The sequence below is a fragment of the Capsulimonas corticalis genome (assembly GCF_003574315.2).
In the GTDB taxonomy this organism is placed as follows: Bacteria; Armatimonadota; Armatimonadia; order Armatimonadales; family Capsulimonadaceae; genus Capsulimonas; species Capsulimonas corticalis.
In genome coordinates, this window is record NZ_AP025739.1 from 7,240,965 (window position 1) to 7,264,481 (window position 23,517).

19 protein-coding genes are annotated in these 23,517 nt (G+C 58.5%); all 19 read left to right on the plus strand.

The window, feature by feature from the left end:
* Positions 1 to 23: 23 nt before the first annotated feature.
* Positions 24 to 3,221 (plus strand): efflux RND transporter permease subunit, encoded by a 3,198-nt coding sequence (locus D5261_RS31595; RefSeq protein ID WP_119321754.1) that lies wholly within the window; start codon positions 24 to 26, stop codon positions 3,219 to 3,221.
* Positions 3,222 to 3,226: 5 nt separating this feature from the next.
* Positions 3,227 to 3,733, plus strand: coding sequence for a MarR family winged helix-turn-helix transcriptional regulator (locus tag D5261_RS31600; RefSeq protein WP_119321755.1), 507 nt, complete (start codon positions 3,227 to 3,229; stop codon positions 3,731 to 3,733).
* Between the two features lie 7 nt (positions 3,734 to 3,740).
* A complete protein-coding gene (locus D5261_RS31605; RefSeq protein ID WP_119321881.1) occupies positions 3,741 to 4,202 on the plus strand; it encodes an EVE domain-containing protein in 462 nt (153 codons plus the stop codon).
* A gap of 219 nt (positions 4,203 to 4,421) precedes the next feature.
* Positions 4,422 to 4,976 (plus strand): RNA polymerase sigma factor, encoded by a 555-nt coding sequence (locus tag D5261_RS31610; protein WP_119321756.1) that lies wholly within the window; start codon positions 4,422 to 4,424, stop codon positions 4,974 to 4,976.
* A complete protein-coding gene (locus D5261_RS31615) occupies positions 4,973 to 5,239 on the plus strand; it encodes an anti-sigma factor family protein (protein ID WP_119321757.1) in 267 nt (88 codons plus the stop codon). Before D5261_RS31610 ends, D5261_RS31615 begins: the two co-directional genes overlap by 4 nt.
* Positions 5,240 to 5,300: 61 nt before the next feature.
* Entirely contained in the window at positions 5,301 to 6,461 is a 1,161-nt protein-coding gene (dnaN, locus tag D5261_RS31620; RefSeq protein WP_119321758.1) for a DNA polymerase III subunit beta, read from the plus strand.
* 48 nt (positions 6,462 to 6,509) lie between these two features.
* Positions 6,510 to 7,565: an AAA family ATPase gene (locus D5261_RS31625; RefSeq protein ID WP_119321759.1), complete on the plus strand. Its 1,056-nt coding sequence runs from the start codon at positions 6,510 to 6,512 to the stop codon at positions 7,563 to 7,565.
* 1 nt (position 7,566) lies between these two features.
* Positions 7,567 to 8,073: a cysteine--tRNA ligase gene (locus tag D5261_RS31630; protein ID WP_119321760.1), complete on the plus strand. Its 507-nt coding sequence runs from the start codon at positions 7,567 to 7,569 to the stop codon at positions 8,071 to 8,073.
* A complete protein-coding gene (locus D5261_RS31635; RefSeq protein WP_119321761.1) occupies positions 8,058 to 8,363 on the plus strand; it encodes a beta clamp domain-containing protein in 306 nt (101 codons plus the stop codon). Before D5261_RS31630 ends, D5261_RS31635 begins: the two co-directional genes overlap by 16 nt.
* Before the next feature lie 490 nt (positions 8,364 to 8,853).
* Entirely contained in the window at positions 8,854 to 10,200 is a 1,347-nt protein-coding gene (locus D5261_RS31640) for a substrate-binding domain-containing protein (RefSeq protein ID WP_119321763.1), read from the plus strand.
* Positions 10,201 to 10,768: 568 nt separating this feature from the next.
* Complete coding sequence (locus D5261_RS31645) at positions 10,769 to 11,548, plus strand: DUF1559 family PulG-like putative transporter (protein ID WP_165864241.1); 780 nt, start codon at positions 10,769 to 10,771, stop codon at positions 11,546 to 11,548.
* Between the two features lie 176 nt (positions 11,549 to 11,724).
* Complete coding sequence (locus D5261_RS31650) at positions 11,725 to 11,973, plus strand: hypothetical protein (RefSeq protein WP_301002365.1); 249 nt, start codon at positions 11,725 to 11,727, stop codon at positions 11,971 to 11,973.
* A gap of 49 nt (positions 11,974 to 12,022) precedes the next feature.
* Positions 12,023 to 12,505, plus strand: coding sequence for a hypothetical protein (locus D5261_RS31655; protein WP_119321765.1), 483 nt, complete (start codon positions 12,023 to 12,025; stop codon positions 12,503 to 12,505).
* Between the two features lie 109 nt (positions 12,506 to 12,614).
* The gene (locus D5261_RS31660) at positions 12,615 to 13,559 is read left to right on the plus strand and encodes an AraC family transcriptional regulator (RefSeq protein ID WP_119321766.1); all 945 of its coding nucleotides are present in this window, start codon (positions 12,615 to 12,617) and stop codon (positions 13,557 to 13,559) included.
* A gap of 58 nt (positions 13,560 to 13,617) precedes the next feature.
* Complete coding sequence (locus D5261_RS31665) at positions 13,618 to 15,195, plus strand: glycoside hydrolase family 5 protein (protein WP_119321767.1); 1,578 nt, start codon at positions 13,618 to 13,620, stop codon at positions 15,193 to 15,195.
* Positions 15,196 to 15,465: 270 nt separating this feature from the next.
* Positions 15,466 to 17,016, plus strand: coding sequence for a cellulase family glycosylhydrolase (locus D5261_RS31670; RefSeq protein WP_165864242.1), 1,551 nt, complete (start codon positions 15,466 to 15,468; stop codon positions 17,014 to 17,016).
* Between the two features lie 266 nt (positions 17,017 to 17,282).
* Positions 17,283 to 17,981, plus strand: a complete 699-nt coding sequence (locus tag D5261_RS31675) for a glycoside hydrolase family 12 protein (RefSeq protein WP_119321769.1) — start codon at positions 17,283 to 17,285, stop codon at positions 17,979 to 17,981.
* Positions 17,982 to 18,160: 179 nt separating this feature from the next.
* Positions 18,161 to 19,939: a peptidylprolyl isomerase gene (locus D5261_RS31680; RefSeq protein WP_119321770.1), complete on the plus strand. Its 1,779-nt coding sequence runs from the start codon at positions 18,161 to 18,163 to the stop codon at positions 19,937 to 19,939.
* A gap of 418 nt (positions 19,940 to 20,357) precedes the next feature.
* Entirely contained in the window at positions 20,358 to 23,483 is a 3,126-nt protein-coding gene (locus D5261_RS31685) for a glycoside hydrolase family 44 protein (RefSeq protein ID WP_301002366.1), read from the plus strand.
* Positions 23,484 to 23,517: the final 34 nt, after the last annotated feature.

Here is a 23,517-nt window from a genome sequence, read left to right on the forward strand (position 1 = left end):
ATTTTAGAAACGAGCCATTCGTTATGAGTATCGCCCAAGTATCCGTCACACGCCCCGTCGCGGTCACCATGCGCATCGCCGCGCTGGTGCTGCTGGGCGCGGTCTGTCTGACCAAGCTGCCGGTCGACCTGCTGCCGAACGTCTCCATCCCCACGGTGTCCGTCGTGACGCAGTGGCCGAACGTCTCGCCCGAGGAGGTCGAGACGGAGCTAACGCGTCCGATCGAGGAGGCCGTGTCGGCGACGCCCAACGTCTCCACCGTCACGTCGTCCAGCACGCTCGGCAGCTCGACGGTGCGCATCCAATTCGGCTGGGGCACCGACGTTGGGCAGGCCGCCATCGACGTTTTGCAGGTCGTCGAGCGCGCCCGCCAGAACCTCCCGAACGACCCGACCCTTCAGGCTCCCACGGTCTTCAAGTTCGACCCATCCCAGCTTCCCATTCTGGTGTACGGCGTGAGCGGCATCGACGATCCCGTCAAACTGCGCACGCTGCTGGACAACGAGGTTTCGCCGCTCGTGGAGGCGGCGAACGGGGTGGCTTCCGCCGTCACGACCGGCGGCAACACGCGCGCCATTCTGGTGAACGCCGACCCGGACCGCCTGCGCGCCTATGGCCTGGGCATCGACGACATCAGCAAGCGGATCATCCAGGAGAACCTGAACCTGCCGGCGGGCATCGCCAAGCAGAGCAATACCGAGCTGACGATCCGCAGCCTGGGATGGTTCGACAGCCCCGCGCAGATCGCCCAGGTGCCGCTCACTTCAACCAATGGGCGTATCGTGACGGTTGGGGATGTCGCAACCGTGACCGACGCCGCGCAGGAGCAGCGGCTCTACACGCGCCTCAACGGACAGCTCGCCGCCGGCATTATCATCAGCAAGCAAAGCGGCTCGAATACGGTGGACACGGCTAAAGCGGTGGCCGACAAAGTCGCCGAGGTCGAAAAGCGCTATCCGCAGCTGAAGTTCAGCAAGGTCTACGATCAATCGCAGTTTATCGACAACGCCATCACGGACTTGAAGGCGAACGCCATTCTGGGCGGCGTGCTGGCGGTCGTGATCCTGCTGTTCTTCCTGCGCAACGTGCGCAGCACGCTCGTGGTGGCGCTCTCCATTCCAATCTCGATCACGTCCACGTTCTCGCTGCTCTACATGTGCGGCTTCTCGCTGAACACGATGTCGCTCGGCGGCCTGGCGCTCGCGACGGGCTTGATCGCCGACGACGCCGTCGTCGTGCTGGAAAACATCTACCGCCACTTTGAACGCGACCGGGTCAGGCCCGCCGACGCGGCGATCGCCGGAACGAACGAGATCATGTCGGCGGTCTTCGCCTCGACGATCACGGTCATCGTCGTCTTCCTGCCGCTGCTGCTGATCAAGGGGCAGACCGGCCAGATGTTCACGCAGTTCGCGCTCGTGGTCATCTTCTCGATCTCGATCTCGCTGCTGGACGCCGTGACGGTCGTGCCGATGCTCGCCTCGCGCCTGATGAAGGATACCGACCACGATCCCGCTCATAAATCGCACAGTCTGATGCAGCGAACCTTTGACAAGTTCGGCGAGTGGTTCGATTCCCTGGATCACACCTATCGACGCGGACTGACATGGACCCTGCGCCACCGGCCTCTGGTCATTGTCAGCGTACTGGCGGTGACGGGCCTGAGCTTCCTCCTGCTGCCGCAGATCGGCACGGAGATCATGCCGCAGACGGACAGCGGCGACATGCAGATCAATGTCAAGCTGCAGCCCGGAACGTCGCTTGCCACCACGGACAAATTGATGCAGAATGTCGCCAACGTCGTCCAGCAGAACCCAAACGTGGAGACGGTCTTCGCCGCGTCGGGATCGGGCCTGAGCCTGCGGGGCACGAGCGCCGCTCTGAACGGCAATCAGGGCGCTTTGATGATCCGTCTTAAGGACAACCGCAAGAAAAAAACCGCGGACGTTGTCAATGAGATGCACGCGCAGTTCGCGAAGTTCCCCGGCGCGCGCGTCAGCGTCAATCAGGTCGATGTCGTCTCGCGGATCCTCTCCGGCGGCAACAACAACGTGGAGGTGGACGTTTTCGGCAGTGAGATCCCCCAATTGGCGAGTATCGGACAGGACGTCGTGGCGAAGCTTCGGGCGATCCCGGGACTGAGTGGCGTGGATGTCAACTGGCAGGAAGCGTCGCCGGAGATGCAGTGGAAGATCGACCGGGACAAGGCGATCCAGCAGGGCGTGACGTTCCAGGATGTGGCGACGACGCTGGGCGCCGCGACGAACGGCCAGGTCTCCAGCTACTATCAAGAGAAGGGGTACCAGTACCCGATCGTCGTCCAAGTTCCGGAAGAAAAGCGGCGCACCGAGCAGCAGCTCAACACACTGCCGATCAGTCCGACGCTGGCCGGAGTCGCGCCGCACACGATCATGCTCCAGCAGGTCGCGCACCCGGTGTACGCCCAGGGGCCCGGCGAGATCACGCGTCAGGACCGCCAGCGTTACATCGCGATCACCGGCACGCCGCAGGGCCGGTCGTCGGGCGAACTCCAGAAGGATATCACCAAGGCGCTCGCGGGTTATCAGATGCCGCAGGGCTACTACTGGGATTGGGGTTACAATCAGAAGCAGCAGGCGCAGGAGTTCAGCGGAATGGGCGTGGCGGTCGCGCTCGCGATCGCGCTGATTTACATGCTGCTCGCCGCGCAGTTCGAATCGTTCGTCCATCCGCTGACGATCCTCTGCTCGGTCCCGGTCGCTTCCGTCGGCGTCCTGCTGGCGCTGTTCCTGACGGGACGCTCGTTTGGACTGACGGCGCTGATCGGCGTCTTAATGCTTGTCGGCATCGTAGTCAAAAACGGCATTCTTTTGGTAGAATACACCAATGTCCTGCGCGCCCGAGGGTACAAACGCGACGAAGCCGTGCTGGAAGCCGGCCCCACCCGACTGCGCCCGATCCTGATGACGACCAGCGCCACGGTGCTGGGAATGATGCCGATCGCGCTGGAGCTTGGCAAGGGATCGGAGACCAACGGTCCGATGGCGACCGCCGTCATCGGCGGCCTGCTGACTTCGACATTCCTGACTCTGTTCGTGGTGCCGACTGTTTATACGCTGTTCGACGACCTTGGCCGGCGCTTCCGCAAAAACGACCAGGATCTGGCGGCTCCGGTGCTGGTCGAACCCACTCCCGCCGCCGTCGGCGACGGCGCGCTGGCGGCGGAAGCGTCAGAAAGATAGAAAGCATGAGCGCCCCACTCAACCCATCCCATGATCCGCTGTCGGATCAGGCGCGACAGCTGGAAGACCTGCTGCCGCGCCTGAACCGCCGCCTTTTCGAGATTCCGCCGGGCGACCCGACGGGCGACCTTCCCCTCGCCCAGCTCCGTGTCTGCGCCTTCCTCTTGAGCGGCCCGTCCGGGATGACGGCGCTGGCCGAGGAGCTGGAGATCTCGGTCAGCGCCGCCACGCAGCTCGCGGACCGGCTGGAGCGCGCCGGCCTGATCCAGCGCATTTCCGACCCCATCGACCGCCGTATCCGGCACATCTCCCTGACGGAGCACGGCGTCGAGGTGATGGAGACGCGCCGCCGCCGCCGGGTAAGCCGCGTGCGCGAGGCGCTCGCGCAGCTCGACCTCCCCGACCGCGCCGCCGCGCTGAGCGCGCTCACCACGCTTCTCGACGCCACGCGCCGTCTGCCCACGGCGAAGGCGCTTCATGAAGATTCCGAGAATGGCGGCAAGCGAGTATAATATTGGCATGGCAAATTATTGGCTTGTGAAAAGCGAACCTTCCTGTTTCTCCATCGATGAGCTGGCCCAGGTGGAATCCACCCATTGGGACGGCGTGCGCAACTATCAAGCGCGTAACTTCATGCGCGACGGCATGAAGCTGGGCGACAAAGTCCTTTACTACCACTCCAACTGCGATCCGCCCGGCGTGGTCGGCGTCGCCGAAGTCAGCCGCGAGGCGTACCCGGACTTCACCGCCTGGGACCCGACCAACGATCATTTCGACCCCAAATCTACCCCCGACAACCCGATCTGGATGATGATGGACATCAAGTTCGTCGCCAAATTCCCGCGCGAAGTCTCGCTCCCCGAACTCAAACAGGCCGAGGGCCTGGAGGGATTGGTCGTGATCCAGAAAGGGTCGCGGCTGTCCGTACAGCCCGTCAGCGAAGCGCACTTTGCGTTGATCTGCCAAATGGGCGGGCTATAGGGAGGGCCCTCATCCCCCAGCCCCTTCTCCCAATTCTAGGAGAAGGGGAGCAAGAGGTTTAAGATCAGAAATCCTGATCGAAAATTAAATCCTAATCGGACTCCCCCTCTCCCAGAATTGGGAGAGGGGGCTGGGGGGTGAGGGCCTCTGCCGTCCCCCAAAAAATATTTTTCCCCCTCGCGACGCTTTTCCCCCTCAACACAACACTAAGTAACTAGAATGGCAGAATGGGAGGACGACGAGCGGTTAGCCAAGGCTTACGTAGCCGAGGGCGATCCCCGGGCGCTGGAGACGCTGTATCGGCGGCATGTCGATGCGACGTACGGTTTCGCTCAGCGCTTCCTCACGTCTCGGGAAGACGCCGAGGAGGCGACGTCCGAGTGCTGGCTGCGCGCGTTCCGCGCTTTGCGCGATGGACAGTTTCGCGGCGACGCCAGCTTCAAGACCTGGCTGTTCGCGGTGATGCGCTATGTCTGCCTGGAGCGTCTGCGCCAGCCGCGCCTCCCCACCCTTTCGCTCAGCGCGCTCACGGAGACCGACCGGGGCGACTATTCGCTCTTTGGATCGTCGTCCCCCGAACCGTCGGCGCTCGACGATGCGCTGGCGTCGCTGACCGACGACCACCGTCTTGTCCTCACGCTCTGCGACTTGCAGGGCTTTACCGCGGCGGAAGCCGCCGAGATCCTGGGCCGCAGCGCGGCCGCAACCAAATCACTCCACCTGCGGGCGCGACGCGCCTTGCGGGACGTCCTGGAAAAAGATCGGAGCCAATGAACGACGAAGAGATTGCCGAGCTGATCGGCCTGTCCCTTGACGAACAGCTTCCCGAGGCGCTCCGGCGCACGGTCGACGAATATTTGGCGCAGCACCCCGACGCCGCGCGGGACACAGCCACCCTGCGCGACACCGTCGCCAAACTGCGCGCCGCCCACACCGAACGGCCCGACCCCTGGTTCGTCGAGCGCGCCCTCAAAGGCCTGCTCCGCGACAACAACTCGGCCACCGGGCCGGGGGGATATCTGGCAATGGGGGAATAGGGCCAACTCTCCCCACCCCACACTTTTCGACCTTTTTTACGATTCTGAAGGAGCAACACACATGGCGGCAACGGACACGGGGACATTTTTGAAGGCGAGCAGCGCGCGGCGTGAGCTGTTCGACGGGATTCAGACGGTGGGCAAGGCGGTGGCGACGCGGTCGTCGCTGCCGATTTTGACGCATGTGCGCATCACGGCCAAGGACGGCAAGGTATCGCTGATGGCGACCGACCTGGAGATGTGGATGGAGCACACCCTGCCCCACGCCGTCGTCACCGGCGAGGGCGCAGCCACAGCCCCGGCGCGCAACTTCACGGAACTGCTCGGCGCGATGCCCGACTCCGATGTCACCTTCACCGTGGAAGATGAAACGAATACCCTGCATCTGCGCTGCAACAAGGCGAACTACAAGCTGCTGGGCTTGGCCGCCGACGAGTTCCCGCTGATGCCGCAGGTCAAAGAAGAGTCCCGCTTCGTGATCGACCGCACCCTGCTGCGCGACGCCATTAAGCAGACCCTCTTCGCGACCTCCTCCGATGAAACCCGCGCGATCCTCACAGGCGTCCTGGTCATCTTCCAGGGCGATTCGCTCAAGCTCGTCGCCACCGACACGCATCGTCTCGCCGTCCGCGACTGCGCCGTGCAGGAAGGCCGCGGCAGCGCCAGCGCCATCGTGCCCGCGCGGGCCATGAGCGAACTCCAGCGCATCGTCGGCAACGAAGAAGGCGAAGTGACCGTCACGCTGTCGTCCAACCAGATCCAGTTCCAGATCGAGAACGAAAAGAGCGGCTCCACCACCCTGATCTCCCGCCTGATCGACGGCCAGTTCCCCAACTTTGAACGTGTCATTCCGACTCAGGCCACCAAAACCCTCACCATCCAGCGCGAACCCCTCGTCGCCGCCGTCCGCCGCGCCGCCATCGTCGCCCGCGAATCCGCCAACCGCATCGTCCTACGCACCACCGAAGACGGCGACCGCCTGACCATCACCGCCGAAAGCGGCAACATCGGCAACGCCTACGAAGAAGTGGACATGGCCCGCGAAGGCGAAGACGGCCCCGTCGAGATCGCGTTCAACGCCAAATACCTCAGCGATGTGCTGAACGTGCTGGACACCGAAGGATTGAACATCGAACTGACCGAGCCGCTGCGGCCGGGCGTGATCCGGCCGACGGAGGACGCGGACTACCTCTGCGTGCTGATGCCGATGCAGGTGGTGTAGAACTTTAACGGCCTTTATAAAATGTCCATGATACGAGTGGAGAAATAAGTGCTTAATAGCCTCTTGCTAAGAAATTTCACCGTATTTCCAACGGCAGATCTCTTCTTTGGGGAAAATCTAAATGTATTTGTTGGAGAAAATGGTGTCGGAAAAACGCATATTCTTAAAGCGGCCTACAGCGTCATCGCAGTTAGCAATGAACTACGGACAAGGGGCCATTCTAACACGCCCACGAAAGCACAACTACAAGGGCGCCTAGCTGACAAGCTAGTGGGAGTATTTCGTGCAGAAGCGCTTGGCAGGCTTGCAAGCAGACGTCTTGGAAGAGAACGATGTGATATCCGCCTTCAGTTTGACGAAGATAAATATGATATTGCTTTCAGTTTTGCGACAAATAGTAAATCTGAGGTAGCTATTGAAACAGTTCCCACAAGCTGGATAGAAGCTTCGGCTGCATATTTTCCAACACGTGAGCTAATGACTATATTCCCGAATTTTGTCTCAGTATATGAAGGGCGTTACCTAGAATTTGAAGAAACGTGGCGCGACACTTGTATCCTCTTAGGGGCGCCCCCACGTCGAGGGCCAAGAGAGGGCAAAATTCGTGATTTACTTAACCCTTTGGAAGAGGCAATGGGAGGCTCTGTAGATCTCGACAAGAATGGCCGATTTTATCTTCGTCCTAATGGAAGTCAATCACGCATTGAAATGCCACTTGTTGCCGAAGGGCATCGCAAGCTCGCTATGCTCTGTCAGTTAATTGCTGTAGGTGCATTCAATAGTGGTGGATATTTATTCTGGGACGAGCCGGAAGCTAATCTTAATCCACGACTTATCCGAGCAATCGCTAAGAGCATTGTCGAATTGAGCACAAGGGGCATACAGGTCTTTATTACAACTCACAGCCTGTTCCTATTACGAGAATTGGATATATTACATGCAACTAACTACGGGCGAAAGCTGCAAATAGAGTTCTTTGGGTTAAATAGAACGAATGATGGCGTCTCAGTACTTCAATCAGATTCTTTGGATGAAATCGGCGACATTGCAGCATTAGATGAAGAGCTGCAACAATCAGACCGATATCTGGAGCAAATATCTTAAGATGCCAGCGATTACAATTGATGGCCTTGTATTCACTTTTCCCCAAGGCTGGATCGTTGAAAAGTACGATGATTGGGCATTTCACCAAAACAGGTTTCAAAGCATTCCGCCAGGAAGGAAAGCTGTAGATCTGATTGCCATTAGCCCTAATAAAACATTGTATTTACTTGAAGTAAAGGATTACCGTCATTATTCCAGAAGTAAATCCATAGAACTGACGGATGAGATCACGATCAAGGTTGTAGATACGTTAGCGGCTCTCATTCCTGCAAAGATTCATGCCAACAACAGCAATGAGAAAGATTGTGCGCGTAAAGCTACACAAGCAAATGAAATCCATATTGTATTTCATTTAGAGCAACCGGCAGTTCACTCTAAATTATATCCACAGGTGACAAACACGGCAAACCTTCAGCAGCGGCTGAGACAAATGCTACGTGCAGTTGATCCGCATCTAAAGGTTGTCTCCAAGAATACGATGCAGAGCTTGCCATGGACAGTGACATAGTTGAATACTCATCTATTGTCCTGCGCACCACCGAAGACGGCGACCGCCTGACCATCACCGCCGAAAGCGGCAACATCGGCAACGCCTACGAAGAAGTAGACATGGCCCGCGAAGGCGAAGACGGCCCCGTCGAGATCGCGTTCAACGCCAAATACCTCAGCGATGTGCTGAACGTGCTGGACACCGAAGGATTGAACATCGAACTGACCGAGCCGCTGCGGCCCGGGGTGATCCGGCCAACGGAGGATGCCGATTACCTGTGCGTGCTGATGCCGATGCAAGTAGTTTGACAAGTTGATTGCGGCCCATCTGAGGAAACACCCTTGGATGGAATACGATGTCCGCGCCGTCCTGGCGCGAAACAACTTTGCGAACCATCATGCCGAGAACTCGCCGCTTCTCGGCTCCCGAAATGTTCGGGCCCGTCATGCCCCGATCCGCGTCCTCAAACGCCTGGTTCACTAACATCTCGCCGGCATACGTGCGCCGAGTTAGACGATGCTTTCCGGGTTCCCCGCAGCGCCGTGCTGAGGGGGCTCCTCCACTCTTCCAGGTCCTTGCGCTGGGCGACAAGATTTCTGGAGGCCGCAGCAGAGGCGTCGGCAGACGCTCCAGCCCTGATGCCGACGATCTGGGTCTGGATTGCCGCCGACGCCTCTGCCTTCAATAGCAGTAGGTCCTTCTCCATCCCCGTGATCTCCTTACGAACACTAATGTAGAATCAGTCCCATGGTATACTGGGAATGACGCCGCCATGAGAGAAAAGAGATTGATTGTAATATGATGACGATCGCGTGTCCGAATTGCGGTCGCCGCGACAAGCAGGTAAAAGCGGGTATCGCAGGCGATGCCCAGCGATATAAGTGTGTCTCGTGCGGCCGTCGATACGCGCTGAATGTCCGTCCCCGAAAGTATCCGAAGGAAATCCAGGATCGGGCGCTGGAGCTTCATGTCAGCGGTAAGTCGAACCGGGAAATTGCCCGCGAGTTGTCGGTGAGCGCTCAGACCGTTGGGAACTGGATCCTCAATGCTCCGCCGGCGGACACGACCACGCCGGCGTCGCCTCCAACAGAGCCCGTGGTCAAATCGCGGGTCACCATCGCGGACGTCGCCCTGCATGCAGGCGTCTCGACCTCGACGATATCCAACTATCTTAATGATAAGGGCCGAATGGGTCAGAAAACGCGACTTCGTATCGAAGACGCAATGAAGGAACTATACTTCACGCCCAGTGCGCTTGTCCGATCGCTTCGAGATCGACGCACACACACGCTTGGATTAGTGACTTATGGGATTTATGACCTGGAACACAATGTCGAGAAATCCATCATTGCTCCCATGCTTGGAGCAATCAACCGGGCGGCGGACAGTGCGGGATATGACGTTCTTCTTTACACGGGCTGGCCGCACCGCTCACGCAGCCATACCGGCTCCGATTTCCTCAACGGCCAGATCGACGGCCTATTGTGGATGTCGCCACATCCCTATCATCCTCAGATTCGATTTGCTGCGTCCGCTGGTTTGCCGGTAATCGCGATCATGTCGAAACGAGTGCCAAACGGCGTCGGCTATGTGGTGTCCGACAATGCCGGAGGCATCCACGAAACCATCAATTACTTGGTGGGGCGCGGGCACACGCGAATCGCCTTCCTGGGAGCAAAGGGCTTATCGGACTTTATCGACCGCGCCGCCGGCTATCGCGAGGGTCTAGCGGCTGCGGGGATCGCCTATGACCCGGAAATGGAGGTAGGCGATCTTAAGTGGGAGCAATGGTCACCAGAGGGCGTCGCCGCTGTGATACAGCGATGGCTTCGGATGAAAGAACGTCCAACAGCGATTGTGGCAGCCGACGATCTCCTTGCCGAATACGCGATCACCTGGATCCGTGGATACGGCTTGAGAGTGCCGGAGGACATTGCTATCACCGGTTTCAACGGCCTGCCAAACACCGAGACGCTCTGCGGGGGAATAACAACGGTCCAGCAGCCGTTTAGCGAAATCGGCAAGATCGCCGTAGAGCGCCTTACGGCCATGATCTCCGGAGCGCCAGTGTCTGAATGCCGAATCACGGTTCCCGTCAGCGTTATGATTCGCGCATCAACGGAACGGCAGACCGAACATCCATAGCCATCCGGCTCTTCTCGCGTTATATCCCTATTTAGTCCCCTATGAATCCGCCCTCTCCTTAATTTGACTCCTTAGGCCTGAAAATCCATCCTCTGGCCCGGGCTGCCGGAGCCTCCGCCAATCAGAGCGCTGATTGATAAGTTCCGTCGGCGACGCCGGCGAATGGGGCGCCCGTGTGGCGAAAATGCCCGGTCGCTATATCCTTATCTGGACATTATCAACAGATTATATATCCATAAAATGGCGAATTCATACTGCCAAACTCGCCTCATTGTGATCCTGCCCCATCGCGATCGAAAACCACGCTCCTCCCCACAAAGCGTAAATGATGGCTAATTAAAGCCGGGCGCTTCTCATTTCTCCCGTTTATCAATTTCTCAAAAGCTATTGACAAGCCGATGCCGCCATGATATACTGTGCCCAGACTTGATTAATCAGATACACCAAAGTCTACCGTGAAAGGGAGAGTGAAGTATCTAAAGGATCGCCCACAATTGTGTACCGATCTTTTTGATATTCTGCTAGAAACTTTTGCAATATCTTGATACTCGTTAAGAAGGAAAACGAAATGAAGAAAAATTCATCAAAACTTGGTTTTACCCTCATCGAACTTCTCGTTGTTATAGCCATCATAGCTATTCTTGCCGCAATCCTGTTCCCCGTGTTCGCTCAAGCTCGTGAGAAGGCCCGGCAGATCAGCTGCACCAGCAACATGCGCCAGATCGGTCTCGCCGTCCTGCAGTACGTTCAGGACAGCGATGAGCTTTACCCTATTGTAAATTTTGGTCCCTATGACTGGACACAGGCCGTTCAGCCCTACATCAAAAATGGTAATCCCCCTGTCGGCTCTTGGAGCGGAACGACCAATACTGGAGTATTCAGCTGCCCATCCTTCCCAGCTGAGGCGAGCGGCAAGATCGAATACGCGCAGTATCGTCCCATTGAGGACGTGATGGCGAACAACCCTACCCCCAATGCTGTGAGTGAGATCAATGCACCGTCTTCGAAAATCATGCTCTTCGAGGGTAAGAACAACGGAAACTGCTGGGGTGGCCCCGCTTCCCTCAGCGCGACAGGCCAACAGTGGTTTTGGGCGAGCGGGGGGCAGAACCCAATAGGCGCGCATACGGACTATGTCGATATGGACATAGCGGACAATAAGCAAACGGCGTTGGGAGCAGGCTGCTGGCAGTGGTCGAGAGGTTGGTCGCCCGCCTATCGGCATCAGAAACTCGGCAACTTCCTCTTCACTGACGGCCACGTCAAAGCGATTCACCCTGGTGGACTGAACTACGCCGTCAACATTGGTAACTTCCCTTCCAGAAGTGATGGTAACTCAGCATATTAATCACTCCATAATCGCATGATCTCTGGATCGGCCGCCGCAATCCGCAGCGGTCGATCTGTCTTTGCACTCGGTCTTGAGAGTTCCATTTTTGAGGAATAGTAATGTTGGATTTACGATCGTTCTTGTCTCGCCTCTCTTCCAAACGACGCCGTTTGCCGTGTAGCACGCTATTCGCCATGACCGCTTGCGCATTTGGCGCCGTTATGGTTTCTGGGTGCGGAAGCCACGAAACCACCCTCTCTCCTATCGCTATTGCTCCGCCTCCACCCGATGCCATCAAACCAATCGCCATCCCGCAGCCGCAGCTTCCCGACAATATGCCTGAAGCGCAAAAGCAGCAGATATACGCCAATTGGCAGCAGCAGCAACAGCAAATCAATGGACAACGGCAGGCGATGTTCGACACAATGAAACCCAAGAAGTAATGACGGCCCTGTCAAATCGGTCAAACTACCGCGAATGTTGAAATCCACGATGTATAAAAGCAGCCGTTTTGCGGCAATCCTGGGCCTTGCGGCGATCACCGGTACGGGCGCGGCCTTCATTCGCGCCCGCCATACCGATCATCCGCAGGTACACGATAAATTACTCGATCTTCCCAGTTCATTTCTGCGCATTCAACCGGGAATGTCCAAGGATCAGGTCGTCACGCTTGTCGGAACGCCGCCGCAAAAGCAAATGAACGCTAAGTTCGAGCACAAGACTGCGGCCGAATGGGAGCAGCTACGGCAGGAAGTTGACGCGGATGCAAAAGTGCGCAGCGACCCAGAAGCGCCGCCCGATCCCGCAATGATTAAACGCTCCCTGACACTGGAGCATCGCACGAAGGAGCTATGGACATACCTGCCAAACACAAGTGTGTACGTCCTTCTCGCCTTTGACGGAGACGGCAAACTCATCAAGATGAGATCCGACCGGATTAGCAACAACAAGATCACCGGGCCTCCATCCAAATAAGTCATCAGAAACAGGAGAGGGGTTATGCTGAACGGAGTGCGCCGCAGTGTCGCCATCTCCACTGAAAGAATAGAACGGCCGTGATGGAAAGCATTTAGGGAGGCGGGCCATGAAACGCACTGTCAAGACTTTAAAGTCCGTTGGATCGGCCGCCCGCATTATGCTGCGGCGCCCTATTACGCTGCCGCAGGTTATCTTTAATCGCTCCACGATCATCATTGTTCGGCGCGGTGCGATGGAACTTGCCCGTGGCGGCCAGCGCTGCAGCGCCTGCGATAATCAGGTAATCGTGGCGCCCGCCGGCATGGCTTTCGACATTACCTACCGGCCAAACGATGATGCGCAATTTGTTGCGCATTGGCTGATTCCTTATCCGGCGGAAGACCAGAACGATGCGCCGCCCGAGGAGATGGCGACGTCGCAATGGCTGCCCCACCCGATCGATGTGGGTCCCGCTCAGTTACGGCTATCGCTCGCCTGTGTAATCAAGGCCATTGAGGAGCCGAATGTATTGCCAGACGTGATTGCGATCCATCACATGCGGGAAGTCATGCTCTGGATCGACCGGAATGGCGGATACATCTGCGCCGCGCCTGTCTGTTCAGATTCGTCCCGCATTTGGAATTTTCTCGCCGCCGATCCCATGCGAGATTGGTGTTCCTCCGAGATCGCGGATCGAATCGGGATGTCGCTCTCCTGCCTGCGGGTCCGGCTCTTTGAGGAAGGAACATCATTCGTGCGGCTGCTTCATGAGGTTCGAATGGGCCATGCGCTCTCGGAGATTGTCGCCACGAACCGGCCGATCTACAAAATTGCCAGAGAGATCGGTTATCAATGCGCAGCCCAATTTACCGCCCGTTTTTATGAGCGCTATGGCCTGCGCCCCGGAGATGCGCGAGGGCATGACCGTTCGGTTCGGTCAGAGTCCGCTCCTCCGCGACGAGTTATCGCGCCTGTCCTCGTCCTCAGTGGGACGCATTTGGCCGGAGACAATGAGCAAGATCGGGCGCTAACAGCAATGCAAATGCAGCGCGTTGTGACCGGCAGTATTTGAAGTATTCGCTCGTTGGAATACCCTCACGTCCGAGATCAGAAGTAAAAAAAGTAAGTCCATGAAGTTTCGTTCTAGCCAGACGCGCAGCCTTCGCCCACTGGTCGCAGCCGGCGGCGCCATTTTGGGTTTTCTCGCGCCTTCCATCGCGTTCGCACAGTTGCCGACGCCGACTTACGGGTGGAATCTCGGAAACTCGATGGAGGCGCCCTGCGGCGTCGGCTGCTGGGGCGGGACGCCCACCCAGGCGCTGATCAACGCGGTTGGGAACGCCGGGTTCAACACCATTCGCATCCCCTGCGCGTGGGACAGCCACGCCAACCAGAGCACCCACCAGATCGACGCCGTCTACATGGCGCAGGTCAAGCAGGTGGTCGACTGGTGCTGCGCCCGGGGACTGACCGTTATCATTAACGATCATTGGGACGGCGGCTGGCTGGAAAACAAGCTCACGGGAACAGTAAATCCCTCGATCAACGCGAAGATGAAGTCTTACTGGACGCAGATCGCGAACACATTTTCCGGATATGATAACCGACTGCTCTTTGCCGCCGCCAATGAGCCAAACGTCAAGACTGCCGCGCAGATGTCTGAGTTGATGACCTATTACCAGACGTTCGTCGACGCTGTACACGGCGGAGGGGGCAATAACGATGCGCGCTGGCTGGTAGTCCAGGGGCCGGGCGCCGATATCGACACAACGAATTCGTTGATGAAGACCCTGCCGTCTGACCCGAAGCCCGGCCATCTGATGGTTGAAATACACTTTTATGGCCCGTATCAGTTCTGCCTGATGACCAGCGATCAGTCCTGGGGCAAGATGTTCTACTTCTGGGGGCAGGGATATCATTCCGCCACCCTGCCCTCGCGCAACGCGGCTTCGGGTGAAGAAGCCATTGTAGACGCGCAGTTCCAAAAAATGTACGACCAGTTTACCAGAAAGGGCGTTCCTGTCATCGTTGGCGAACTCCGCGCCGAACCACACGCGGCAAACCACGAGTTGAACGGAGCGAACTTGGACCTGAACCATGCCGCGACGACATACTGGAACAAGTATGTCATTGATTCCGCACAGAGCCACGGACTGTCTCCTATCTGCTGGGATACTCCGGGAGCGATTTTCAATTTCAAGAACGGCGCGATCCTTGATCCAGCCGCCGCACGCGCATTGACGGGAGGCTCGGCTCTTCCGCCCCCTGGAGGCGACGGGGCGCAGTACTGTTTTGAGCTTAGCAGACAGGGAATGACATCAAGCGGATCTCCAATCACGGGCGCTGCGCCGTCAGCCACCCGTAAGTTTGCCGGTTCGCGTTCGCTCGCGCTGAGCTTCAACGGCGCCGCAGGAACATCATCGGTCTCGATCGCGGCGCCGTCCACACCGGCGGGCAAAAAGATCACGTTCCATGTCTGGATTCCGAGCGGAAGCAAGATCAGCGCGGTCCAGCCATATACGATAGACCACAACGGGGCTCGGACGGGAGCCTGGAAGTCGATCAGAAACCTTAAGACAGACGCCTGGAACACCATTACCGTGACGTTGCCGTTGAAAGCCGCCACGCCGCTTCAGCAAATCGGCGTGCAGTTCACCACAAACGCAAGATGGACCGGTACCTGCTACGTCGACTCGATAAGCTGGTAATTTTTTGAGAAAGGAGAATGTAGACGCTATCACAATGGAAGCGGCGTAAATCAAACAAATTTATTCCTATTGAAATTATGACAATATTGACAGTATTCATTGAATGGCCGCCGCCGCTATGATTATCGGCGGAGTATCGGGCGCTGTTGGCCTGTGCCCGGAGAAAGGAAGTTCTGCTAAAACCATTGGAGCATCCCTAGTGACAAAACATCAGCTTACGAATGGTCTCGTTGAGTATCGAGATCGCTTCTTTCAATGAGAAAGGTGTCTATGAAGACGCACACACACAAATCGAAGATTGCATCTTTTGCTACAATTGCAGCTTTACTAACGATTCCGACTGCCGCTTTCGCGCAGCTTCCGAATCCCACCTATGGATGGAATCTCGGAAATACGATGGAGGCGACCTGCGGCGTCGGCTGCTGGAGTCCCCAGCCGACGCAGGCGCTGATCAACTCCGTGGCCAGCTCTGGATTCAACACGGTCCGCATTCCCTGCGCCTGGGACACGCACGCCAACCAGAGCACCTACCAGATCGACGCCGCCTACATGGCGCAGGTCAAGCAGGTGGTCGACTGGTGCTATGCTCGGGGGCTGACCGTTATCATTAACGATCACTGGGATGGCGGCTGGCTGGACAGCAACCTCTCGGGAACCGTCAAGCCCACGATCAGCGCTAAGATGAACGCGTACTGGACACAGATCGCGACCACCTTTGCCGGCTATGACAACCACCTGCTCTTCGCCGCCGCCAACGAACCGCCCGTCGACAACTCCGCCAAGATGTCGGAGCTCATGTCCTACTACCAGACCTTCGTCAATGCGGTCCGAGCCAAGGGCGGCAACAACAGCTCCCGCTGGCTGGTGGTTCAGGGACCGAGCGCCGATATCGACAAGACTAACACTCTGATGACGTCCCTGCCATCCGACCCGACGCCGGGCCGCCTGATGGTGGAGATCCACTACTATACGCCCTATCAGTTCACGCTGATGGATGGCGATGCGTCGTGGGGCACCATGTTTTACTTCTGGGGCCAGGGATATCACTCCACGACCAATCCCTCCCGCAACTCGACCTGGGCCGAGGAATCCTACACGGACGCCGAGTTCCAGAAGATGCAAACCCAGTTCACAAGCAAGGGCATTCCCGTCGTCATCGGTGAGTTCCGCGCTGAAGGGAAAGGGGGACTGTCAGATCCGGACAAGAGCCTCAATCGCGCCTCGACGACGTACTGGGATAAGTATGTCGTGACTTCCGCCCACAACCATGGCATGGCTCCGATCTGCTGGGATACCTCAGGGCAGCTTTTCGACTGGACCACAGGCGCCGTTCAGGACCAGGCCCAGATCAGTCCGCTGACGGGCGGCTTGGCGCTTCCGCCTCCAACCAACACCCTGATCCCGAACGGAACCTACACCATCGTCGGCGTCCAGAGCGGCAAGGCCCTCGACGATCCTAGCTGGTCCTCGACCGACGGCGCCCAGATGGACATCTATACCGTCAACGGCGGTAACAACCAGAAGTGGACGCTCACCAACCTGGGCAACAACGTCGTCAAGCTGATCAACGTCTTTAGCGGCAAGGCCCTCGAAGTCAACGGATGGTCCGGTTCAAACGGCGCGGCGGTCGACCAGTGGGCGTCGTCTGGTGGAGCAAATCAGCAGTGGGTGGTGTGTCCCGCTGCCCCGGGCGTCTACAACCTGAAAAACGTCAATAGCGGAAAGATCCTGGAAGTATACGGCGCCAGCGCCGCGAATGGCGCGACAGTCGACCAGTGGTCCGCAGGCGAGGGCGCGCACCAGCAATGGAAGTTCCAGTAGGCTCTCTTGCTAGAGAGACTCATCGGTGGAAATAAGCCCGGTCGGATTCCAAGATGCGCGCCCGCCAATCTTGCTGGTCCGGCCGGGCGGAAATATTTAGTATTACAGCAACTATTGAAATACAGTAAGCGATTAAAGCGAGACTGATAAGAAAAGCAGGATACCTTCCAATCGGACCTATCGCAAATACAAAAGTCCTGCGTTTCCAGGTGCGGCGCTCCGAAATGGGCCGGCGCCGTTGTTTCGAAGATCCAAGGAGAACAGTGATGTTGAAGAGGAAATTCCGGTCTGTTTATGGGGCGGTTCCCCTCGTGGCGGCCATCGTAACCATGGCGCCGGCGGCGTATGCCTGGACCTACCAAGCCGACGGGCAATGGGCTCAATTTAACTTCGGCAATTGGACAGTGTACCAAAACGAGTGGGGCTCTTCGGCTCCCTGCACTCTGTACGCCAACAACGCCAATAACTGGGCTTCAGCCGGAAGCTGGACGGGTGGCGGCACTAAGGGCTATCCCCATGCACAATCCACGGTTCTCAACTACGACATTTACAGCTACTGGTTTGTATCCGGCTTTAATGTAAGCCCGCCCTCCGGAGCCCTATACACTTATATGTATGACATGTGGACGGCCAACCAGCAAGACGAGCTCATCGTCGTTGAGCATTCCAACAATAGTGGAAACTGGGGAACCCAAATCGCTTCCAATCAAACCATTGGGGGCAGATTCTACTCCTCTGTCTGGCAAGCAAGTAACGGCTCGAACAACGTGCTGATTTTTAGCCCGGGCAGCATGCGAGATAGCGGTAACGAAGATTGTAACGCTTACTTTAAGTGGGCTTCCCAGAACGGTAAGTTGCACAACAACACTCTGCGGGAAGTCTCCTTTGGAGTCGAACCGACCGCGACGAATGGATGGCAGCAGTTCACTACTAACTCCTTCTGGGGTTCCTACGGCCACAATTAGGGGCCTGAGTTCCCGGGACGCCTAACTTCTGGCGCCGCCGTTAACCGGCGGCAGCGGATCTGATGCTCGCGCGGCGTTTGGGATTTCATTACCAGGCGCCGCGCATCCGTTCCATAGACCTCCGCAATGATGATCGGCTGCCTGAGCCGAAGGGATGAGTATCGTTGAAAAATGCAACCTTGGCCGCGAGATCCGCAGTAATTGCCGTCGCATCGTTATGCGCCGTCGCGGCCGCCGGCCCCCTGATTACGCACGGGTTCGTCTCCAAGCGGCGCGCCGTATCCATTCGCGCAGAGGGGGCCCGCCCTTCCGGGGCAGCGGCGACTGTCGATGGCGAAAACATCTCCCTGTCGAATGTCGCCGATGTGGCCATGCGCAAGTCCGGCCCAGTGATACTCGAGCAGCTGATCGGCAACGCCTTGATCGACCAGGAGGCGCGGAAGGACAACATCGCGGTCTCCCAAGCCGACATAGACGCCCGGGTCGCGAATGTGCGCGCCATGATGAAGCCCCGGATCCTTGAGGATGAGCTGAAACAGCATCACATATCTCTCGACGCCATGCGCGACGAACTGCGGATCGAGATGGAAGCCGAACGCCTCTCATCGAGCCTCCTGCCACATGTGAAGATGCGCCGCGTCCGCGAGATTCTGGTGCGGGTTCGGCCTCCAGGCGCCGCGCCGCTCCAGGGAGATTCGATGCATAGCGCGGCCGAGGCGAAGGCGATCGTTACGACAATCGAGCGAGGCTTGAAAGCTGGGACCAGCTTCGAGGATCTCGCGCAGCAATACTCCGACGACACAGCAAACAAACAAAAAGGCGGCGACATCGGCGTCGTGGCCGATGTTCCGAATTCCGCCAGCGATTCTTCCACCCAAATGTTGTGCGCTCAGCCGGCGGTGTTTCGCGCCGTGTTCGCTCTCAAGCCCGGCGCCGTGACCCTGCCGCCCGTAACCAGCGCATTTGGATACCATTTCCTGAAGGTTGTCAGCTCCGCCGAGGCTCATGGGGCGATTGAGAACGACCTGTATACCATCGCGGCGTCCCGGATCAAGGAAGGGCTATTCAAGATTTATGCTCCTAAATTCGTTCAGTCCCTGAGAGACAAGGCGAATGTCCAGACATATCTCGGGACGAACGAGTCCGGGCCGTCCGAAATTGCCGCCTCCATAAACGGTCAGAACATCACGGTATTGCAGGTAGCGGACCTGGCGACGCGGCTCGCCGGACCGCCCGCGCTCGACGACATGATCACCAACGTTATGGTGCAGCACGAGGCGTCAAAGCAGAATGTCGTGGTCGCGCCCGCCGAAGTCGATGCCGCCCTGAATGAAATACGCAATGACATCAAGCCGAGGACGCTCGACGATCTCCTCAATGAGAGCCATGAGACAATGGCCGAATTTCGAACGGCTCAGATGTACCGGCTGCTCGCCGGCAAGCTCGTTGTGGAATCAATGACGCCCCAGCCGGCGACGCATACCAAACAGATCCTCATCTTGACGCGCGGCGCGACGGCGTCGCGCATATCGGGGGCCAGGCCGCATACCGAATCGGAAGCGCGCGCCATTATAGCAGAAATCCAGAATGGGCTCAAAAGCGGCAGGACATTCGAAGATCTTGCAAGACGATACTCCGAAGATCCAGCTTCCAGGAAGGCCGGCGGCGACCTCGGCGTCATCCGACAATACAAACTTCCCTTTGGAGTGAAGGTACTCGCGGCGGCGCAGTCATTGAAGCCGGGCGAGATTACCGCGACCCCGGTGCAATCGGATTATGGCTTCCATCTCCTCAAGGCCGTATCGACGAGTTCGAGTCATCCCCAGTCCGAGAACGAGTTGTATGTGGCCGAGCAAAAGGCCTTTGAGGCGGCCGAGATACAAATGTTCCTGCGCGGATATCTCAAGTCATTGCGCGGCAAACATCAAGTCGTGAATTACCTGTCATCCGGGCTCTAAATCACGCGCCGACGTCCGAAATCGGCGGACGGCGCCTTTATCGATAAGTGTATCCATATTTATACAATATTGCGCATGTCCATATCCATGAAATTACATCCTGCATAGCGTCTTCAAACAGACCTCAGCACGCCACACCCGATCGGACCAGCTTGAATTCCCCGTTTCTCTCGCTATACCTGCATCACGAAGCCTCCTCACTTCATAATTTCATATGTTTTTTGTGACATCTCTTGACAACAGTGAGCACGAGTGATAAACTGTAGGGGATATTGATAAATCGGATACATCATATTGTTACGCGAGAAGCGACGCGCCAAGCTCCGAGGAATCAAAGGCGCATCCGCGCTGGCTAAGGACGGTATTCTCAATGTTGTTAAAGCACTCTATCGCAGGTTTCAGGACATTCCTCATCCCGTTGCTCGCCGTTCCCGCAATGCTTCTGACTGGTCCGGCGGCTCGCTCCCAGGACCTAGCCATCTACACCGACTCGCTTCAGAACGGCTGGCAGAACTGGAGCTGGGCCACGACGGATCTGGGCAACGGCAGCCCCGTCCACGCCGGCGCCGATTCCATCTCCGTCACTGCGGGCGGATGGGCCGCGCTTTACCTGCATTCGAATCCGATCGACACGTCACCCTACACCAGCCTCAGCTTCTGGATCAACGGCGGCCCAACGGGCGGACAGCTCCTCCAGGTGGCGGCGGATCGCAACGGAGGCGGGCAGGCAGGCTACCAACTCAGCCCTCTGACCAGCGGATGGCAGCAGATCACGATCCCATTGTCGGCGCTTGGCGTGGCCGACGTCACGGACTTCGACGGTTTCTACATCCAGGACCGCACTGGAACGTCCCAGCCGACGTTCTACGTCGATGACATCTCGCTGATCGGGCTGCCGATCGGCAGCGTCTCCATCGACGCCGCCGCCAACGTCCATCCGATCAGCCCCTACATCTACGGCATAAACTGGGGAAGCCCGGCCCAGCTGCTGGACATGAATAGCCGCACCAACCGCGGCGGCGGCAATACGATGTCCACCTACAACTGGAAGAACAACGCCAGCAATCACGCCGCGGACTGGTTTTTCGAAAGCCTCGGAGGAAGCTCCACCGTTCCCGGAGACGGCGAAGATAGCTTCATCACCAGCACCAAGTCCGCAAACGCCGAACCGATGGTGACCATCCCGACACTCGGATGGGTCGCCAAAGAAGGACCCAACGGAGAACGGTACGCCAGCTTCTCCGTCGCCAAGTACGGAGCCCAGACGTCCACCGACCCCTGGTGGCCAGACGCCGGCAATGGCTACCTCCTGAACGGATCCGCCGTGACCGGCAACGACCCCAATGATGCTTTCGTTCCGTCGGACGTGAACTACATCAAGCCGGACCTTGCGCGCATCGTCAGCAAGTTCGGCCAAGCGGCCAACGGCGGCGTCAAGTTCTACATTCTCGACAATGAAGTAGACGCCTGGCACTCCACGCATCGCGACGCTCACCCGGTGGGCGCAACCATCGATGAAATGCTCAACGACACCGAGGCCTACGGCTCCGCCGTCAAAGCCGCCGATCCGACCGCGAAAGTCGTCGGTCTGGAAGTGTGGAATTGGACAGGTTGTTTTACAAGCGGCTATGACGCTCAGCATGGCCAGGGAACCGACCGCTCGTCCCATGGAAACATGGATGTTTACCCCTACATTCTCCAGCAGTTAAAAGCGTACGAGCAGGCGACCGGGGTTCGCGCGCTGGACTACCTGAGCATCCATTTTTATCCGCAGGGGAACGATGCGAGCGGCGACAATAGCGTCGCCAATCAGCTGCTGCGTAACCGCGCCACCCGCCAGCTCTGGGACCGGAATTACACGTCTGAGAGCTGGATGAACACCAAGATTTACGCCATCCCGCACCTGAAGGATTGGATCAACACGTACTACCCGGGAACGAAGACGGCGATCACCGAGTACAACTGGGGCGTCGAGAACACCATGAACGGCGCGACGACCATGGCGGACGAGCTTGGCGTCTTCGGCCGGGAGGGGCTCGACATCGCCACGCGCTGGGGCGTACCGGCCAGCCCCAGCTATGAGGCGTTCAAGCTCTATACCAACTACGACGGGAACAAGTCGACCTTCGGCGACACGAGCGTCGGCGCCACGGTGGTCAATCCGGACTACCTCTCGACCTTCGCCGCGATCCGCAGCAGCGACGGCGCTCTGACGATCATGGTAATCAACAAGACGCTCTCGGGAACGACTCCGGTCACGCTCAACATCGCCAACTTCAAGGCCGCCTCGTCGTCGCACGTCTGGCAGGTCAGTTCCCCGGCCATCGTCCAGCAGCCGGACGTTCCAGTGACTTCGGGGACCATCAGCCTGACGGTCCCTGCCTCCTCGATCACCCTATTCGTCGTGCCGACTCTCACGTCCCCGATCCTGAAGACCCTGACGGCCAGCGCATCAGCGGTCGCTGGCGCGAACCTGACAGCATACGCCACCCTCCAGCAGCCTGCGCCCGTCGGAGGAGCTCATATACTGATCAGCAGCAGCTCTCCCGCGATTAGCTCCGGCATGATCGTCATCCCCGCCGGGGCTTCGAGCGGCTCGACGGCGCTCGCCACGCATCCCGTCGCCGCCGACGCGCTCGTGACGCTGAGCGCGCCCTCGGGCGACGCGACGAAGAGTGTGAACGCCGCCGTACTGGCGTCCTTCCAGAATATCGCCTTTGCTGCTCCCTCCGGGTACGGCGGCTTGGCGACCGCCATCGGAGTAGCGCTCTCCGGCCCGGCTCCGGCGGGCGGGGTAACGGTGACGCTGTCGAGCTCTGACAGCAAGATGCTGCCTGCGGGAACGCGGTTCACCATCCCCGCCGGTTCGTCCGGCGCATGGCTGAAAGTCACCCCCACCCCGGTCACCTCCGACACGGTCGTCACGGCGACCGCGACGCTCGGGTCCGTGACGAAGTCCGCAAGCTATACCGTGAAACCTGCGACGCTGCAAAGCGTGACGGCGCCCGCAACCGTGAACGCCGGTTTGAACATCACCGTCCGGGCTTACCTGACCGGCCCCGCCCCTGCGGGGGGAATTGCCGTTCCGGTCGTGTCCAGCTCGGCAGCCATCACTGGATCAACGATCTCGGTCCCCGCTGGCGCTGTGAACGGCTCGGGGGTATTCGGCTCGCACCCCGTCGCCGCCGATACGCTCGTCACGCTGACAGGAAGCGTCGGCGGCGTGACGAAGAGCGCGAATGTCACCGTACTGGCGTCATTGCAGACCATCGCCTTCAGCGCTCCGTCCGGCAAGGGCGGCGTCTCGGCCGCCATCGGGGTTGCGCTCTCCGGCCCCGCTCCGGCGGGCGGGGTGACGGTAACGCTGTCGAGCTCCGATAGCAAGATGCTGCCGGCGGGAACGCAGCTCACCATTCCCGCTGGTTCGTACGGAGTCTGGCTGAGGATTACGCCGTCCAAAGTTTCCGCCGATACGATCATCACGGCGACCGCGATGCTGGGCTCGTCCTCCAAGACCGCGAGCTATACAGTAACAGGTCCTTGAACCGCACGCGACTAATCGTCAGGGCGATACGCCT

What these genes read in the sequence shown, in the direction of transcription:
- D5261_RS31630 (WP_119321760.1), top strand. Translation starts at nt 7,567, where the DNA reads ATGCCAGCGATTACAATTGATGGCCTTGTATTCACTTTTCCCCAAGGC.
- dnaN (WP_119321758.1), top strand. Translation starts at nt 5,301, where the DNA reads ATGGCGGCAACGGACACGGGGACATTTTTGAAGGCGAGCAGCGCGCGG.
- D5261_RS31665 (WP_119321767.1), top strand. Translation starts at nt 13,618, where the DNA reads ATGAAGTTTCGTTCTAGCCAGACGCGCAGCCTTCGCCCACTGGTCGCA.
- D5261_RS31660 (WP_119321766.1), top strand. Translation starts at nt 12,615, where the DNA reads ATGAAACGCACTGTCAAGACTTTAAAGTCCGTTGGATCGGCCGCCCGC.
- D5261_RS31615 (WP_119321757.1), top strand. Translation starts at nt 4,973, where the DNA reads ATGAACGACGAAGAGATTGCCGAGCTGATCGGCCTGTCCCTTGACGAA.
- D5261_RS31635 (WP_119321761.1), top strand. Translation starts at nt 8,058, where the DNA reads ATGGACAGTGACATAGTTGAATACTCATCTATTGTCCTGCGCACCACC.
- D5261_RS31675 (WP_119321769.1), top strand. Translation starts at nt 17,283, where the DNA reads ATGTTGAAGAGGAAATTCCGGTCTGTTTATGGGGCGGTTCCCCTCGTG.
- D5261_RS31650 (WP_301002365.1), top strand. Translation starts at nt 11,725, where the DNA reads ATGACCGCTTGCGCATTTGGCGCCGTTATGGTTTCTGGGTGCGGAAGC.
- D5261_RS31670 (WP_165864242.1), top strand. Translation starts at nt 15,466, where the DNA reads ATGAAGACGCACACACACAAATCGAAGATTGCATCTTTTGCTACAATT.
- D5261_RS31595 (WP_119321754.1), top strand. Translation starts at nt 24, where the DNA reads ATGAGTATCGCCCAAGTATCCGTCACACGCCCCGTCGCGGTCACCATG.
- D5261_RS31605 (WP_119321881.1), top strand. Translation starts at nt 3,741, where the DNA reads ATGGCAAATTATTGGCTTGTGAAAAGCGAACCTTCCTGTTTCTCCATC.
- D5261_RS31610 (WP_119321756.1), top strand. Translation starts at nt 4,422, where the DNA reads ATGGCAGAATGGGAGGACGACGAGCGGTTAGCCAAGGCTTACGTAGCC.
- D5261_RS31645 (WP_165864241.1), top strand. Translation starts at nt 10,769, where the DNA reads ATGAAGAAAAATTCATCAAAACTTGGTTTTACCCTCATCGAACTTCTC.
- D5261_RS31640 (WP_119321763.1), top strand. Translation starts at nt 8,854, where the DNA reads ATGATGACGATCGCGTGTCCGAATTGCGGTCGCCGCGACAAGCAGGTA.
- D5261_RS31600 (WP_119321755.1), top strand. Translation starts at nt 3,227, where the DNA reads ATGAGCGCCCCACTCAACCCATCCCATGATCCGCTGTCGGATCAGGCG.
- D5261_RS31655 (WP_119321765.1), top strand. Translation starts at nt 12,023, where the DNA reads ATGTATAAAAGCAGCCGTTTTGCGGCAATCCTGGGCCTTGCGGCGATC.